The 14,563-nt window shown below is 73.5% G+C and carries 13 protein-coding genes; 4 read left to right on the plus strand and 9 right to left on the minus strand.

Annotated elements, in window-relative coordinates; all coding sequences use genetic code 11:
- Positions 1-93: 93 nt before the first annotated feature.
- The 3 genes from ACWCO8_RS33415 to ACWCO8_RS33425 all read right to left on the minus strand — a co-directional run bounded on the left by ACWCO8_RS33415 (position 94) and on the right by ACWCO8_RS33425 (position 2,441).
- A complete protein-coding gene (locus ACWCO8_RS33415) occupies positions 94-1,092 on the minus strand; it encodes an asparaginase (protein ID WP_451035352.1) in 999 nt (332 codons plus the stop codon).
- Positions 1,093-1,233: 141 nt separating this feature from the next.
- Complete coding sequence (locus ACWCO8_RS33420; RefSeq protein ID WP_362013955.1) at positions 1,234-1,542, minus strand: chorismate mutase; 309 nt, start codon at positions 1,540-1,542, stop codon at positions 1,234-1,236.
- Positions 1,543-1,553: 11 nt separating this feature from the next.
- Positions 1,554-2,441: an AraC family transcriptional regulator gene (locus tag ACWCO8_RS33425; RefSeq protein ID WP_451035353.1), complete on the minus strand. Its 888-nt coding sequence runs from the start codon at positions 2,439-2,441 to the stop codon at positions 1,554-1,556.
- A 119-nt stretch (positions 2,442-2,560) separates the two neighbouring features.
- On the opposite strand from ACWCO8_RS33425, the gene ACWCO8_RS33430 reads away from it, so the two are divergent.
- Positions 2,561-4,312 carry a glycoside hydrolase family 35 protein gene (locus tag ACWCO8_RS33430; RefSeq protein ID WP_451035354.1) on the plus strand — a complete coding sequence of 584 codons (1,752 nt, stop codon included), beginning with the start codon at positions 2,561-2,563 and terminating at the stop codon, positions 4,310-4,312.
- Positions 4,313-4,424: 112 nt separating this feature from the next.
- Here the strand turns inward: ACWCO8_RS33430 and ACWCO8_RS33435 are convergent, their stop codons facing one another.
- Positions 4,425-5,210 (minus strand): S1 family peptidase, encoded by a 786-nt coding sequence (locus ACWCO8_RS33435; RefSeq protein WP_362013949.1) that lies wholly within the window; start codon positions 5,208-5,210, stop codon positions 4,425-4,427.
- Between the two features lie 235 nt (positions 5,211-5,445).
- On the opposite strand from ACWCO8_RS33435, the gene ACWCO8_RS33440 reads away from it, so the two are divergent.
- The gene (locus ACWCO8_RS33440) at positions 5,446-6,300 is read left to right on the plus strand and encodes a hypothetical protein (protein WP_451035381.1); all 855 of its coding nucleotides are present in this window, start codon (positions 5,446-5,448) and stop codon (positions 6,298-6,300) included.
- Positions 6,301-6,364: 64 nt separating this feature from the next.
- Complete coding sequence (locus tag ACWCO8_RS33445) at positions 6,365-7,873, plus strand: ankyrin repeat domain-containing protein (protein WP_451035355.1); 1,509 nt, start codon at positions 6,365-6,367, stop codon at positions 7,871-7,873.
- Here the strand turns inward: ACWCO8_RS33445 and ACWCO8_RS33450 are convergent.
- The 5 genes from ACWCO8_RS33450 to hsaA all read right to left on the minus strand — a co-directional run bounded on the left by ACWCO8_RS33450 (position 7,833) and on the right by hsaA (position 12,990).
- Positions 7,833-9,524 carry an FAD-dependent oxidoreductase gene (locus ACWCO8_RS33450; protein WP_451035356.1) on the minus strand — a complete coding sequence of 564 codons (1,692 nt, stop codon included), beginning with the start codon at positions 9,522-9,524 and terminating at the stop codon, positions 7,833-7,835. The genes ACWCO8_RS33445 and ACWCO8_RS33450 overlap by 41 nt on opposite strands.
- On the minus strand, positions 9,521-9,982 hold the full coding sequence (locus ACWCO8_RS33455; protein ID WP_451035357.1) for a flavin reductase family protein: 462 nt from the start codon (positions 9,980-9,982) through the stop codon (positions 9,521-9,523). The genes ACWCO8_RS33450 and ACWCO8_RS33455 overlap by 4 nt, the downstream gene beginning before the upstream one ends.
- Entirely contained in the window at positions 9,982-10,890 is a 909-nt protein-coding gene (locus tag ACWCO8_RS33460; protein ID WP_362013941.1) for a VOC family protein, read from the minus strand. The genes ACWCO8_RS33455 and ACWCO8_RS33460 overlap by 1 nt, the downstream gene beginning before the upstream one ends.
- A gap of 64 nt (positions 10,891-10,954) precedes the next feature.
- On the minus strand, positions 10,955-11,818 hold the full coding sequence (gene hsaD, locus ACWCO8_RS33465) for a 4,5:9,10-diseco-3-hydroxy-5,9,17-trioxoandrosta-1(10),2-diene-4-oate hydrolase (RefSeq protein ID WP_451035358.1): 864 nt from the start codon (positions 11,816-11,818) through the stop codon (positions 10,955-10,957).
- Complete coding sequence (hsaA, locus tag ACWCO8_RS33470; RefSeq protein WP_451035359.1) at positions 11,815-12,990, minus strand: 3-hydroxy-9,10-secoandrosta-1,3,5(10)-triene-9,17-dione monooxygenase oxygenase subunit; 1,176 nt, start codon at positions 12,988-12,990, stop codon at positions 11,815-11,817. Before hsaA ends, hsaD begins: the two co-directional genes overlap by 4 nt.
- Before the next feature lie 321 nt (positions 12,991-13,311).
- Between hsaA and ACWCO8_RS33475 the strand changes: the two genes are divergently transcribed.
- The gene (locus ACWCO8_RS33475) at positions 13,312-14,463 is read left to right on the plus strand and encodes an ABC transporter substrate-binding protein (RefSeq protein WP_451035360.1); all 1,152 of its coding nucleotides are present in this window, start codon (positions 13,312-13,314) and stop codon (positions 14,461-14,463) included.
- The last annotated feature ends 100 nt before the right edge of the window (positions 14,464-14,563 follow it).

Here is a 14,563-nt window from a genome sequence, read left to right on the forward strand (position 1 = left end):
GGGGCCATGCTGCCCGATGGGGTGGCGGCGGGGCACGGGAGTTCCGCTGACAGCTCAGCGCGGTGTCGGTCGGGGGCTCCGGGGGCCCGGAGGTCAGGCGAGGCCCGCGCCTGTGACGTGGGCGAAGGCGGCGGTGATGCCGGGACGGTCGTAGCCGGTGGTGCTCTTCGCGCCGGTGGAGAGCAGGGTGTGCAGGAGCAGGCGCGCCTTGGCCGGGTCGAGGGGGCCTGCGGGGATGAGGCCGCGGTGGAGGAGTTCGTGCTCGGAGCCGGGGCCTCGGTAGGTGTGGGTGAGGGTGGCGCCCGCCCCGGTGCGGGAGGCGAGGACGACGGGGATGCGGGCGGCGAGCCGTTCCAGGGGGTCGACGAGCCAGGTGGGGACGTGGCCGGCGCCGAAGGCGGCGAGGACGAGGCCGTCGAAGCGAGTGTCGAGGTCGTCGAGGAGTTCGCCGCGGTCGCCGAGGGAGAGGGTGACGAGGGCGACGCGTACGGCCGGGTCGAAGCGGAGCGGGTGGATGGCGCTGGTGCCGGCGGGGCGGAGCAGGATGCGGGGCTCGCCCTCGACGACGCTGCCGAGGGGGCCCGCGCCCGGGGAGGCGAAGGTGGTGACGGAGGTGGTGTGGGTCTTGCGGACGAGGCGGGCGGCGTGGATCTCGTCGGCGAGGACCACGAGGGCGCCGAGGCCGGCGCAGCCGGGGTCGGCGGCGACGGCGAGTGCGGCGGCGAGGTTGGCGGGGCCGTCGGCGCCGGGCAGGTCGGGGCGGCGCATGGCGCCGGTGACGACGACGGGCTGGGGCGTCTCGCAGAGCAGGTCGAGGAGGAAGGCGGTCTCCTCCAGGGTGTCGGTGCCCTGGACCACGACGACGCCGGAGCCGGTGGCGAGGGTCGCGCGGACCTCGTCGGCGAGGGCGGCGAGGTCCTCGAAGGAGAGCGAGGAGCTGGGGAGGCGCCGGAAGTCGCGCAGCTCGACGTCGAGGCCGCCGGCGATGTCGGCGCCGAGACCCGCGAGGACCTCGGTACCGGTCATGCGGCTCGCGTCACCGCCGCGTGCGGAGATGGTGCCGCCGAGGGTGAAGACGGTGACGCGATGCATCCGACTGCTCCGTTCCTGATCCTGTACCTGTTCCTGATCCTGTCGAGCCGGGGCCGGCCGCCACGGCGGGGGCTCGGCCCCGGACTCGGTTCGCCGCGGGGCTCGGCCCCGGGCTCGGTTCGCCGGGGCTCTGCCCTGGGCTCAGTTCTGGGTTCCGTCCGCGATGGTCTCGTGGTGGCGGATCACCTCGGCGATGATGAAGTTCAGGAGCTTCTCGGCGAACGCCGGGTCCAGTTTCGCGTTCTCCGCCAGTTCGCGCAGCCGGGCGATCTGGCGGGACTCGCGGGCCGGGTCGGCCGGGGGAAGTTGGTGGCGGGCCTTGAGGACGCCGACCTGCTGGGTGCACTTGAAGCGTTCGGCGAGCATGTGGACGACCGCCGCGTCGATGTTGTCGATGCTTTCGCGCAGCCTGGTCAGTTCCGTCGCCACGGACTCGTCGATCTCGCTCATGAGCAGCGAGCTTAGACGGATCGGGAGGCGATCGTCGGTGGGTGTTCGGGATCCGGGATGCGGTCGCTCCAGCCGCCGGGGACGGCCCTGCCCTGCTGTTCGCGGAAGCGGACGGGTGCGGTGCCGACCCTGCGGGTGAAGAGCCGGGAGAAGTAGGCGGGGTCGTCGTAGCCGATGCGGCGGGCGACGGCGGCGACGGGCAGTTCGGTGGCGGCGAGGAGCTCCTTGGCGCGGCCGAGCCGGATGGTGAGCAGGTAGTCCTTGGGGCTGCAGCCCGCCGCGCGGCGGACGGCGGTACGGAGTTCGGCCTGGGTCATGCCGTGCCGGGCGGCGTGTTCGGCGACGGACAGCGGCTGGAAGGCGTCGCGGGCGAGGGCGGTGAGGACGGGGTCGCCGTCGGCGTTGGTGTCGGCGCGGGCGCGGCGCAGGGCGACGAGGAGTTCGTGGACGGCGGCGCCGGTCTCGACCTCCAGGAGCGGGTTGCCGCGGCGGGCCGCGCGGGCGATGCGGCCGATGGCGGCGCGGGGTCCGGCGGCGTCGGAGAGGGGGACGACGGGCCGGTCGGGTTCGATGTAGCCGAGTTCGGTGTAGGTGGTGGTGGCCGGTCCGGCGAAGTCGACGAAGGCCTCGTCCCAGCCGGTGTCGGGGTCGGCGGAGTAGTGGTGGGGGGTGCCGGGGGTGAGCCAGATCAGGGCGGGTGCCGTGATCGTGGTGCGGCGGCCGTCGGTGCCCCGGTACCAGCCGCTGCCGGCGCTGATGACGACGGCGACGTGGTGGTCGAGGGTGCGGGGGCCGACCGTGGGCAGGGTGCCGTGCTGGAGTCCGACGCCGAGGCAGACGAGCCCGAGGCGGTGGTGGACCGGGCTGGGCGTGAAGTAACGCATCCAGGTGTGGTACATCGGCCGTCGCCTGCCTCTCTGCCGCGTTCCGTCCCCCCGCCGCGGGAACGTTCTTCCGTCCAAACAGCGACGATCTTTGTCCATGGACCGGCCCACCGCCAGAGGGCGAAGGTGAGCGCATGAGCACGTTCGCTGTGGGTGACGAGGACTTTCTGCTGGACGGCCGGCCGGTACGGCTGCTGTCGGGGGCGCTGCACTACTTCCGGGTGCACGAGGAGCAGTGGGGGCATCGGCTCGGGATGCTCCGCGCGATGGGCCTCAACTGTGTCGAGACGTACGTGCCGTGGAACCTGTACGAGCCGGAGCCCGGCCGGTACGGGGACGTGGCCGCGCTCGGCCGTTTCCTGGACGCGGTGGCGGCCGCCGGAATGTGGGCGATCGTGCGCCCGGGTCCGTACATCTGCGCCGAGTGGGAGAACGGCGGGCTGCCGCACTGGCTGACGGGGCCCCTCGGGCGGCGGGTGCGGTCGGCCGACGCGGAGTATCTGGGCCATGTGGAGCGCTGGCTCCGCACGCTGCTTCCGCAGGTGGTGGAGCGGCAGATCGGCCGCGGCGGTCCGGTGATCATGGTTCAGGTGGAGAACGAGTACGGGAGTTACGGCTCCGACCAGGGGTATCTGCGCCGGGTCGCGGAGCTGCTGCGCGACTGCGGGGTGGAGGTGCCGCTGTTCACCTCGGACGGCCCGGAGGACCACATGCTGACGGGCGGCTCGGTGCCGGGGGTGCTCGCGACGGCGAACTTCGGCTCGGGGGCGCGGGAGGCGTTCGCGACGCTGCGGCGGCACCAGCCGAAGGGGCCGCTGATGTGCATGGAGTTCTGGTGCGGCTGGTTCGACCACTGGGGTACGGAGCATTCCGTACGGGACGCTCAGGACGCGGCGGCGGCGCTGCGGGAGATCCTGGAGTGCGGGGCGTCGGTGAACGTCTACATGGCGCACGGCGGCACGAACTTCGCGGGCTGGGCGGGGGCGAACCGGGACGGTGGGATGCACGAGGGCGAGCTGCGGCCGACGGTGACCTCGTACGACTACGACGCGCCGGTCGACGAGGCGGGGCTGCCGACGGAGAAGTTCTGGCGGTTCCGCGAGGTGCTCGCCGCATACGCGGAGGGGCCGCTGCCCGAGGTGCCGGAGCCGCCGCGGCGGATCGCGGGGCCGGCGGCGGCGGAGCTCGCCGAGTGGGCGCCGCTCGCGGAGGTCCTGGAGGTCCTCGGCGACGAGGAGTCGGTGACGCCGATGCCGCCGACCTTCGAGGACCTGGGGGTGGACCGGGGTGTGGTGCGCTACCGGCTGGAGGTCCCCGGGCCCCGGCAGCCGTATCCGCTGGTCGTGACCGGGCTGCGGGACCGTGCGGTGGTGTACGTGGACGGGGTGCGGGCGGGCGTGCTGACCGCGGAGGAGGAGGCGCTGCCCGAGCCGGTCGCGGGGCCCGCGGTCGTGGAGCTGTGGGTGGAGTCGCTGGGGCGGGTCAACTACGGGCCCCGGCAGGCGGAGCCGAAGGGGATCACGGGCGGGGTCCGGCACGAGCGGCAGTACGTGCACGGGGTACGGGCCCAGGGGCTGCGGCTCGACGCCTTCGAGGCGGCGGCGGTGACGAAGGTCCCGTTCCGGCCGACGGCCGCCGAGGAGGTGCGCGGACCGGGTCTGTACCGGGCCGTGGTCGAGGTGGCCGGTCCGGGTGACGCGGCGCTCTCGCTGCCGGGCGGGGTGCGGGGCTTCGTCTGGGTGAACGGTTTCTGCCTGGGCCGGTACTGGGCTGTCGGCCCGCAGGAGTCGCTGTTCGTGCCGGGCCCGGTGCTCCGGGAGGGCGCCAACGAGGTGTGGGTGCTCGAACTGGAGGGCGGGGCGGCGGAGTCGGTACGGCTGGTGTGAACCCGTACGAAGGACGTGAACGTGCGTGAGCGGGTACGGGGCGGCGGTGCCCCGTACCCGCTCACGCGCGGTTCGTACGACAGCTACGACAGCTACGTACTACAGCTCCGTACTAGAGGGTCGCCGCCGCGGACTTGATCTGGGCCGCGAAGGTCGAGACCTCGGTGTACACGCCGGGGTAGTTCGGGCGGGCGCAGCCCTGGCCCCAGCTCACGATGCCGACCTGGATCCAGGCACCGGCGTTGTCGCGGCGGAACATCGGGCCGCCCGAGTCGCCCTGGCAGGTGTCGACGCCGCCCTGGGTGAAGCCGGCGCAGATCTCCTCGCCCTTGATGAGGTCGCTGCCGTAGGACTTGGCGCAGTCCGTGTCCGAGACGAACGGGACGGTGGCCTTGAGCAGGTAGCGCTGCTGGCCGCCGCCCTCGCGGGCCGCGCCCCAGCCGGCGACGGTGAACGTGCCGCTGTTGTACGCGGTCGTCTCGGCGATCTTCAGGGTGGGCACCGAGGTGATCGGCGAGGCCAGCTTGATCAGGGCCCAGTCCTTGCCCGAGCCGTTGTAGCCGGGGGCCTGGAGGACCTTGGTGGACTTGACCTTGATGGCGGCGCTGGACTGGAGGTCCACGACGCCGACGGTGGCGGTGATGCTGGTGTTGTTGCCGGAGCCGCTCACACAGTGGGCGGCGGTGAGGACGATCTGCGGGGTCAGCATCGAGCCGCCACAGCCCATGGAGAGCCGGACCATCCAGGGGAACTCGCCCTGCGCGGCGCGGGTTCCGCCGACGACGGGGGCGGGCGCGGCGGAGGCCGTGGTGGACGGCTGGAGGCTGACGGCGGCGAGGACGACGGCGCCGGCCGCGGCGATTCTCTGCAGGGCGCGGACGAACCTGTTCTTCTTCAAGTGTCTGCCTTTCGTGGGGGGGTTGGCCTTGATGGCATGTGCCCGTCAAGGCTTGGTCCGGATTATGGACATCGCCCGCCGGGGGCCACAAGGGCACGATTTCGGCCAGCTCCGGGGCTCCGAGCGGTGGCCTCGTACAGTGGGAGGAAGGGGGTGAGTCGTGCCGAACGGAAGCGGAGCCGGCGGAGCCGGTGGGTCCGGAGCGTCCGGCGGATCCGGAGCCTCCGACCGGGTCGTGCACGGGTTTCCCCATCTCGCCACGGTCCGTGCCGCGATCACCGCGCTGTACCGGCGGCTCTCGGCGGACGGGGTACGGCAGTACGCGGCGAGCGTGCCCGCGGCGGCCGTGGCCTTCTCCGACGAGGAGGACCTCCACCTCGGAGCGCAGCGGGTGGCCAGGGCCCTGGTCCACCACCTGCGGCTGCCCGAGGCGCGGATGATCGTGAGCTTCCGGACGATGCGTCACGCTGCGACCGTCGAACTCGCGGCCGGTCCGGAGTACTTCGTCGAGCTGAACGACCGCTTCCGCGACCACCGCGCGGACGTGGGTGCGGCGCTCGCCCATGAGGTCACCCACGTACTGCTGCACCGCCTCGATCTCGGCTTCTCCGGCACCCGGGACAACGAGATCCTCACCGATGTGGTGACCACCTATCTGGGGGCCGGTTGGCTGCTGCTCGACGCGTTCCGCCAGGACGGGATGTCGAGCCAGAAGCTGGGGTACCTGACGCCGGAGGAGTTCGGATACGTGCTGGCCAAGCGGGCGGAGGTGTTCGGGGAGGACCCCTCGCCCTGGTTCACCAGCCCGCGGGCGTACGAGGCGTGGACCCGGGGGCGGGAGGAGGCGGCCCGGGACTTCCGGCGGCCCCCGCTGGCGGCGGCCGGGTGGGCGGCGCGCCACCGGTACGCGAAGGACCGCCGCTACGGGCGGGCCGGGGCGGACGCTCCGTACGCCTTCGAGGGGAGCGGGGCCTCGGCCCGGGTCTCCTTCCCGTGCCCGGTGTGCCGGCAGCGGCTGCGGGTGCCGACGGGGCGTCGGGTTCGCGCCAGGTGCGGGGTGTGCGGGACGGTTCTGGAGTGCGACGCGTAGCGCGAAGCGCCCAGGCGGATATACCTGTTTGCGCCGTACGGCTCCTTCGGGTGAAGGTCGGCGCATGAGCACGTTGTTCGAGGCGATTCACGAGGGGGACGACGCCGTCGTGCGCGCCCTGCGGGCCGGGGCCTCCCCCGAGACGGCCGACGAGGAGGGGGAGACCCCGCTGTACCGGGCGTCCGTCGCGAACGAGCCGGGGGCCGTCCGGCTGCTGCTCGCCGCCGGGGCGGATCCCGGGCGGGGCAGCGGCGCGGAGGCCGGGGACCTGCCGCTGTGCGGGGCGGCCTGCGGCGGGCACGCGGACGTGGTACGGGCGCTGTTGGCCGCCGGGGCGGCGGCGGACCAGTCGGAGGCGTACGGCTTCACGGCCCTGGACTGGGCGGTGCGGCTCGGGCACGCGGAGACCGTACGGCTCCTGCTGGAACACGGCGCCGCGCCGAGCCGGCCGGGCCCCGACGGGCTGCCGCCGCTGGTGGCGGCGGCGCGGCGCGGTTCGCCGGCGAGCGTGCGGGCGCTCCTGGAGTTCGGCGCGGGCCCGGCCGAGGACGCGCTGCGCGAGGCGCGGCGCTGGATCGGCGTGGACATCGCGGAGGAGCTGCGGCGCGGGCTGCTCGACACGGGCGGGCCCGCGGCCGGCGGGGCCGAGGGGTCGGCCGAGACCGTCGTGCGGCGGGTGCGGGAGGACGGCGGGGTGACCGTCGTCGTGGACGTGCTGCGGGCGGACGGCGCGCCGAGCAGCGGCAACGAGCAGCAGACCGGGCACGCCGCGATCGCCACGCTCCTGGAGCGGGCGCTCGGGGTACGGGTCCCGCCCGAGGAGCTGGCCGCGCGGGCGCTGCGCTGCGGCGACCCGGACCTCGACGACTGGAAGGAGGCGGTGCGCACGTTGGGCGCCCGCGACGACGAGGAGTCCTTCCGGGCCGCGTCCGCCTGGTGCGCGAGCCAGGACCCGCTGCGCCGCGCCCTCGGCGCCCGTGTCCTGGGCGCCCTCGACGGTTTCACGCCCCGAGGTCTGCCGGTCCTGCGCCGCCTGGCGGCCCAGGCGGCGCGCGGCGAAGGACCCTCGACGCCCGGCACCGCCCGCGAGCCCGCGCTCTCCGTCGTCGTCGCGCTCGGCCAGTACGGGGAGCCGCAGGCGCTGCCCGAGATGCTGGGCCTGGCCGGCCATCCCGACATCGAGGTACGGCGTGCGCTCGGGTGCGCGCTGACCGGGCCCGTGCCCGCCGGGGACCCGGTGGCCGTGGCGACCCTGGTCGCGCTGAGCCGGGACCACGACCACGGGGTACGGGACTGGGCGACGCTCGCGCTCGCGGAGGTGCCCGAGGACACCCCCGTCCTGCGGGAGGCGCTCGTGGCGCGGCTCGCGGACGACGACGAGGACGCGGTGGCCGAGGCCGCCCGGGGTCTGGCGATGCGTCAGGATCCGCGCGCGGTCGAGGTGCTTGCGTCGCTCCTCGCCGACGGGGACCCGGAGGGCACCGCACGGGACACCGCGCTCGCCGCCGTCGAGTTCATCGAGGACCCCCGGGTCAGGACCCGCCTGGAGTGGACGACCCCGCGATGTCGTTGACCGCCGCCCACGCGAACGCCATCGCGGGGCCGATCGTCGCGCCCGGTCCCGGATAGGTGTCCCCCATCACGGCCGCCGAGCAGTTCCCGGCCGCGTAGAGGCCCGCGATGGCGCCGCCGTCCTCGCGCAGCACCCGTCCGTCGCCGTCGGTGACCAGGCCGCCCTTGGTGCCGATGTCGCCGGGGTGGACGGGGACGGCGTAGAAGGGGCCCTTGTCCAGCGGCGCGAGGTTCGGGTTCGGGAGCGTCGGGTCGCCGTAGTAGCGGTCGTAGACGGAGTCGCCGCGCCCGAAGTCCTCGTCGCGGCCGCGCGCGGCGAAGCCGTTGAAGCGGGCGATCGTGGCCTCAAGGGCGGGGGTCCCGATCCGGCGCGCCAGCTCCTCCACCGTCCCGGCCCGCTGGACGAATCCGTCCCACCGCTTGGGGAACGGCTGGCCGGGGAAGAGCCCGGCGAAGATGTACCGCGCCTTGGAGCGGGCGTCGAGGATCAGCCAGGACGGGACCGTCGTCGCCTCGGGCCGGTCGCAGGCGTACATGCGGTCGACGAACCGGTGGTACGGCGCCGCCTCGTTGGCGTACCGCTCCCCCGCCGCGTTCACGATCACCATCCCCGGGATGCCCCGGTCGGCGACGAGGAAGAACGGCTTCTCGCCCGGCGGGCAGACCGACGGCGCGCCCCACACCTTGTCGAGCAGGTCGGTCGCCGCGCCCAGCTCCTCGCCGATCCGCAGCGCGTCGCCGGTCTGGCCCTCCGAGGCGTGCGTCCAGGCCGTGGAGGTGGGCGCCGGGAGGTGCTTCTCGCGGAGCGCCTGGTCGTGCGAGAAGCCTCCGGAGGCGAGGACGACACCGCCCCGGGCCCGTACGGTCCGCCCGTCGGCCAGCTCCACCCCGGCGACCCGGCCGTCCTCGACGAGGAGTCCCGCGAGCGGGGCGTTCAGGCGGAGCTCGCCGCCGAGTTCGTGCAGCGAGAGCCGCATCCGGGCGATGAGCGCCTCGCCGAGGGAGAGCAGCGTGCGCCGGGTGAGCAGGGCGCCGACGGCCCGCGCGCCGACCCGGACGGAGGCGCGCCGCCCGGCCCAGGTGCGGGCGACCATGTTGAGGAAGCGGAAGTCGTACGAGGTCATGGTCAGCCCGTACGTGGGGAGGCCGGCCCGGCGCATGGTCGCCGCGAGCGGTCCGAGCCGCTTGAGGTCCACGATCCGCGGCTCGACCGAGCGCCCCTGCGCCATGCCGCCGAGGGCCTCGGGGAAGTAGTCGGCGTAGCCGGGCGTGTACATGAAGCGGACATGGGTGCGGTCGTGGAACTCCCGTACCATGCGCGGCCCGTGGGCGAGGTAGGCGTCCTTGCGCGCGGCGGGCACGCGCGCGCCGACGGTCGCGTCGAGATAGGCGCGGGCCTTCTCGTACGTGTCCCCGAGGCCCGCCTCGTCGAGGTGGTGGTTGCCCGGGACCCAGATCGCGCCGCCGGACAGGGCGGTGGAGCCGCCGTAGCGGTCGGTCTTCTCGACGACGAGGACGGTCAGGCCGCGCAGCCGTGCGGTGATCGCGGCGGCGAAGCCGGCGGCCCCGGAACCGACGACCACGACGTCGTACTCCTGACCGTGCTCCGGGCTCTGCCCCTGCTGCGGGCTCCGCCCTTCCTGCGGGCTCATCCGAACACCCCTGTCGCGTAGTCGCTGCGGTAGTAGAGGAGCGGTGTGCCGTCGTCGCGGGCCTCCAGGGCGAGGACCCTGGCCGTGACGACGTGATGGTCGCCGGCCTCGTGGACGGCGTGGACCGCGCAGTGCAGGGTCGCGAGCGCGCCCTCGATGTGGACGGCGCCGTCCTCGCTCGCGGTCCAGTCGACGCCGGCGAACTTGTCGGGTCCCGGGCGGCCGAGGGCCGCGCACACCGCGCGCTGGTCCTCGGCGAGGATGGAGATCCCGAAGTGCCCTGCGGCCCGGACGGCCGGCCAACTGGTGGAGGTCTTCGCCACGCACAGCAGCACGAGCGGCGGTTCGAGGGAGAGGGAGGCGAAGGACTGCACCGCGAGGCCCGCGGGCCGGCCGTCGCCGTCGAGGGCGGCGACGACCGTGATGCCGCTGGCGAAGTGGCCGAGGACCTCCCTCATCAGCCGTTCCAACGGTGGCCCCAGAGGCTGTCGGAGGTGATCTCCTTCGTGGTCCAGGTCGCCGGGTCGACGAGCAGTCCGTCCCAGCCGTACTCGACCTGGAAGCCGCCGGGCGCCTGGGCGTAGAAGGAGACCATGCGGTCGTTGGAGTGGCGGCCGAGGGTGGAGGCGATCGGGATGCCGGCCGCGTTCATCCGGTCCAGGCAGTAGCCGACGGCGTCGAGGGAGTCGGTCTCGACCATGAAGTGGACGATGCCGGGCGGCAGCGCGCCCGGGTAGAGGCCGAGGCTGTGGTGGCGGGCGTTGGGGCTCAGGAAGTTCATCCAGTAGAAGTCCTGGCCGGGTTCGCCGGTGGGGACGGCGACCGGCGGGAGCTTCATCCGGTCGCGGAGCTGGAAGCCGAGCAGGTGCTCGTAGAAGGTGACGGTCTCGTCCATGTTCGGGGCGGGCAGGACGACATGGCCGAGGCCGAGGTCCTGGCCGTTCGGGGCGCCGGTGACGAAGCGGTTGCCGTAGCGGGCGGGCAGCGGGCTGTGGTCCTGCGCCTGGCCCCAGTACAGCTCCAGCGGATTGCCCGCCGGGTCGTCCACGTGGATCAGGCCCTGGACGCGGCGCTCGGCGAGCGTGGCTTCGTCGGCGTGCTTGACGGGGAAGCCGGACGCCTCGAGCTCCTCGGCGGCCTCGGTGAGGGCGCGGGCGTTCGGCAGTTCGAAGCCGGCGGCGAGCAGCCGGTCGGTGGTCCCGGCGACGAAGCTGAGGCGGCGGATCCGGTCGTCGATCCGGGTGTGCAGGACGGTGTCGGAGGAGTCCTGGGCCTCGGCCATCCCGAGGATGTCGAGGGTGTAGGCGCGCCAGTCGGCGAGCGAGGTCGTCTCGATGCGGAGGTAGCCGAGCGAGCGGATGTCCATGGGAGGCGGGTCCTAACGCGAGGAGGAGCGGGGTGCCTGACGCGAGGAGAAGCGGGGCCTGGCGCTAGCGCTTGAAGAAGTCGAGGGCGAGGCGGTTGAACTCGTCGAAGCGTTCGACCTGTGCCCAGTGCCCGCAGTGCGGGAAGACGTGCAGCCGGGCGTCGGGGATGGTGCGCAGGGCGACGAGCGCGCCGTCGAGCGGGTTGGTGCGGTCCTCGCGGCCCCAGGTGAGCAGGGTCGGTTGCGTGATGCGGTGGCCCTCGCGCCAGAGCTGCGACTCCTGCGGCCAGGTGGCGAAGGCGGCGCCCATGCGGGCCGCGCCGAGCCGGGCGTCGGGGTCGGTGGCCTGGACGTACCGCTCCTCGACGAAGGCGTCGGTGACGATCGCCGGGTCGTACGCCATCGTGAGCAGGAACTCCCGCATCTGCTCGCGGCTCGGCGCGGGCGAGGCGTTGAAGGCGAAGAGGCGCTTGATGCCCTCGGTCGGGTCGGGCGAGAAGAGGTTGACGGAGATCCCGCCCGGGCCCATGAGCAGCAGCCGGTCGACCTTGTCCGGGTGGTCGATCGCGAGCCGCGTGGCGGCGCCGCCGCCGAGCGAGTTGCCGATGAAGTGGGCTTTCTCCAGGCCGAGTTCGTCCATGAGAGCGGCGACGGCGCGGGCGCTGAAGGAGAAGTAGTCGCGGTCCGGCGCGGTCTTGTCGGAGCGGCCGAAGCAGGGCTGGTCGACCAGGAGCGTACGGAAGTGCTCGGCGAACACGGGCAGGTTGCGGCCGAAGTTGGACCAGGCGGAGGCGCCGGGGCCGCCGCCGTGGAGCATGATCACGGCGGGTGCGTCGGCGGGACCCGCCTCGTGGAAGTGGAGGGCGAGGCCGCCCGCCTTCACCGTCCGGGAGGTGCTCTCGTACGTGAGCGCGGTCGCGGTGGTCACAGCATCGTGTCCTGGATGTCGAGGCCGAGCGCGGCCTGGCCGTAGAGGACGAGGGCCCGCTCGGGGTCGTTGGCGGCGTGGCCGCGTCCGGTGTGGACGTCGCGCCAGGCGCGCTGGACCGGGTTGGGGCCGGTGCGCATCGCGCTGCCGCCGGCGTTCTCCATGAGCAGGTCGACGGCGGCGACGGCCCGTTCGGTGGCGATGACCTGGTCGCGGCGGGCCCGGGCACGCAGCTCCATGGGCAACGGCGCGCCGGTGCGGGCGAGTTCGTACAGCTCGGTCATGTTGCGGGTGAGCTGGAGCCAGGAGGCGTCGATGTCGGCGGCGGCGCGGGCGATCCGGACCTGGGCGAAGGGGTCCTCGGCGACCTGCTGGCCGTAACTGACGCGGAACCGCTCGCGGGTGGCGGCCACATGGCCCTCGTACGCGCCCTCGGCGATGCCGACGATCGGGGTCGAGATGGTGGTGGTGAAGACGGAGGCGTACGGGAGCCGGTAGAGCGGCTCGGGGTGGGCGGCGAGGCCGGGCGCGTCGAGGGCGGTGACCGGGCCGAAGCTGAGCGCGCGGTGCTCGGGGACGAAGACGTCCTCGCAGACGATGTCGTTGGAGCCTGAGCCGCGCAGGCCGACGGTGTCCCAGACCTCGTCGACGCGGTAGGCGGTGCGCGGGACGAGGAAGGTGCGCATGTCGACGGGGCGGCCGTCGGCGTCGGTGACGAGGCCGCCGAGGAGGGCCCAGTCGGTGTGGTCGCAGCCGGAGGAGAAGTGCCAGCGGCCGGTGAGGGTGAAGCCGCCGTCGACGGGGGTGACCTTGCCGGTGGGGGCGTACGAGGAGCAGATCCGGGTGTCGGGGTCGGCGCCCCACACCTCCTCCTGCGCCTTCGGCTCGTACAGGGCGACGTGCCAGGGGTGGACGCCGACGACCGAGGCGACCCAGCCGGTGGAGCCGCAGGCCTTCGCGATCTCCTTGACGGCCGTGTAGAAGACGACGGGGTCGGCGGCGTGGCCGCCGTACGCGCGGGGCTGGAGCAGCCTGAAGAATCCGGTCGCGGCGAGCTCCTTGACGGAGTCCTCGGGGACCTTGCGGGCGGCCTCGGCCTGGGCGGCCCGCTCGCGCAGGGCGGGGGCGAGGGCGCGGACGGCCTCGAGGACGGCTCCGGTGGCGTCGCTCATCGCGTGTCCTCTCTCGGAGGGAATCGGGAGTGGCTGGACCGTACGCCGAGGTGTTCCGGAACGGCATAGGGGGTTCCCGCTGAGCGGGAAGAGCGGGGCGGGGAGAGCCGGCCTCGCACGAGGTGGCCCTGGAAGAACCGGCCCCTCAGAGCCGCCCCGCGCCCGCGAACTCGCGGGTAACCCGTTCCGCCGGGGAATCGAAGGGCGGGCTTCGCCTCGCGTTCACCGAGGGGTCATCGTGACCCCCCGTAATGCAGGAGTTGTATGGACAACAGTTGTTCATACATCTTGGCCCCGCTCCCCTTCCCCCATGGAGTACGCGTGACCTCCCCTGCCCGCGCCGCCGTCCTGCTCGGTGCCCTCGGTCTGACCGCCCTGTCGCTCACCGCCTGTGGCGCCGCCCCCACGAAGGGCGCCGCAGGCGCCGACGGGAAGAACCTCGCCACCGCCACCTCCGCCACCGAAGCCGGCGGCATGGACGCCCTGGTCGCCGCCGCGAAGAAGGAGGGCACGCTCAACGCGATCGCCATCCCGCGCGACTGGGCGAACTACGGCGCGATCATCGACGGCTTCACCGCCAAGTACGGCATCAAGGTGACCGTCGAGAACCCCGACGGCTCCAGCCAGGACGAGATCAACGCGGTCAAGTCCCGCAAGGGCCAGGACCGCGCCCCCGACGTGCTCGACCTCGGCGCCTCCTTCGCGCAGGCCGCCGGCGAGCAGGGCCTGACCGCGCCGTACAAGGTCGCCGCCTTCGACAAGATCCCCGAGTCGCAGCGCGACGCGCAGGGCCGCTGGTTCAACGACTACGGCGGCTACGTCTCCATCGGCTGCGACGCCAAGCGCGTCAAGGTCTGCCCGCAGACCTTCGCCGACCTGCTCAAGCCCGAGTACAAGGGCAAGGTCGCCCTCAACGGCAACCCGACCAAGTCCGGCTCGGCCTTCGGCGGCGTGTACGCGGCGGCGCTCGCCAACGGCGGCTCGTTCGACGACATCAAGCCGGGCATCGACTTCTTCGGCAAGCTGAAGAAGAACGGCAACTACAACCCGGTCGAGTCGACCCCCGCCACGATCGAGAAGGGCGAGACGCCCATCTCCATCGACTGGGACTACCTGAACGCCGGGTACGCCAAGCAGTTCGCGTCCAAGGGCATCGACTGGAAGGTCGCCGTCCCCTCGGACGGCGTCTACGCCCAGTTCTACTCGCAGGCCATCAACAAGGACGCCCCGCACCCGGCGGCCGCCCGCCTGTGGCAGGAGTACCTGTACAGCCCCGAGGGCCAGAACCTGTGGCTCAAGGGCTTCGCCCGGCCCGTCCTGATGCCGGCCATGGAGGCCGACGGCACGCTGGACAAGACGGCCGCCGCCGCGCTGCCGAAGGTCGCTGGCACGCCGAAGTTCCCGACCGAGCAGCAGACCGCCAAGGCCAAGGAGACCCTGTCGCAGGGCTGGGCCGCGGCCGTCTCCGGGTGACGCCTCGATGACTCCGCACTCCTCCACGACCCCGTCCGGGGCGGCCGGCGCGTCCACCGCGCGCACGGCCGCCCCGGCGGGGCCGGGGGCCGTCGGCTCC

The organism is Streptomyces sp. NPDC001927, assembly GCF_053594455.1.

What these genes read in the sequence shown, in the direction of transcription:
- ACWCO8_RS33460 (WP_362013941.1), bottom strand. Translation starts at nt 10,890, where the DNA reads ATGGACATCCGCTCGCTCGGCTACCTCCGCATCGAGACGACCTCGCTC.
- ACWCO8_RS33415 (WP_451035352.1), bottom strand. Translation starts at nt 1,092, where the DNA reads ATGCATCGCGTCACCGTCTTCACCCTCGGCGGCACCATCTCCGCACGC.
- hsaA (WP_451035359.1), bottom strand. Translation starts at nt 12,990, where the DNA reads ATGAGCGACGCCACCGGAGCCGTCCTCGAGGCCGTCCGCGCCCTCGCC.
- ACWCO8_RS33455 (WP_451035357.1), bottom strand. Translation starts at nt 9,982, where the DNA reads ATGAGGGAGGTCCTCGGCCACTTCGCCAGCGGCATCACGGTCGTCGCC.
- ACWCO8_RS33420 (WP_362013955.1), bottom strand. Translation starts at nt 1,542, where the DNA reads ATGAGCGAGATCGACGAGTCCGTGGCGACGGAACTGACCAGGCTGCGC.
- ACWCO8_RS33430 (WP_451035354.1), top strand. Translation starts at nt 2,561, where the DNA reads ATGAGCACGTTCGCTGTGGGTGACGAGGACTTTCTGCTGGACGGCCGG.
- ACWCO8_RS33425 (WP_451035353.1), bottom strand. Translation starts at nt 2,441, where the DNA reads ATGTACCACACCTGGATGCGTTACTTCACGCCCAGCCCGGTCCACCAC.
- ACWCO8_RS33445 (WP_451035355.1), top strand. Translation starts at nt 6,365, where the DNA reads ATGAGCACGTTGTTCGAGGCGATTCACGAGGGGGACGACGCCGTCGTG.
- ACWCO8_RS33450 (WP_451035356.1), bottom strand. Translation starts at nt 9,524, where the DNA reads ATGAGCCCGCAGGAAGGGCGGAGCCCGCAGCAGGGGCAGAGCCCGGAG.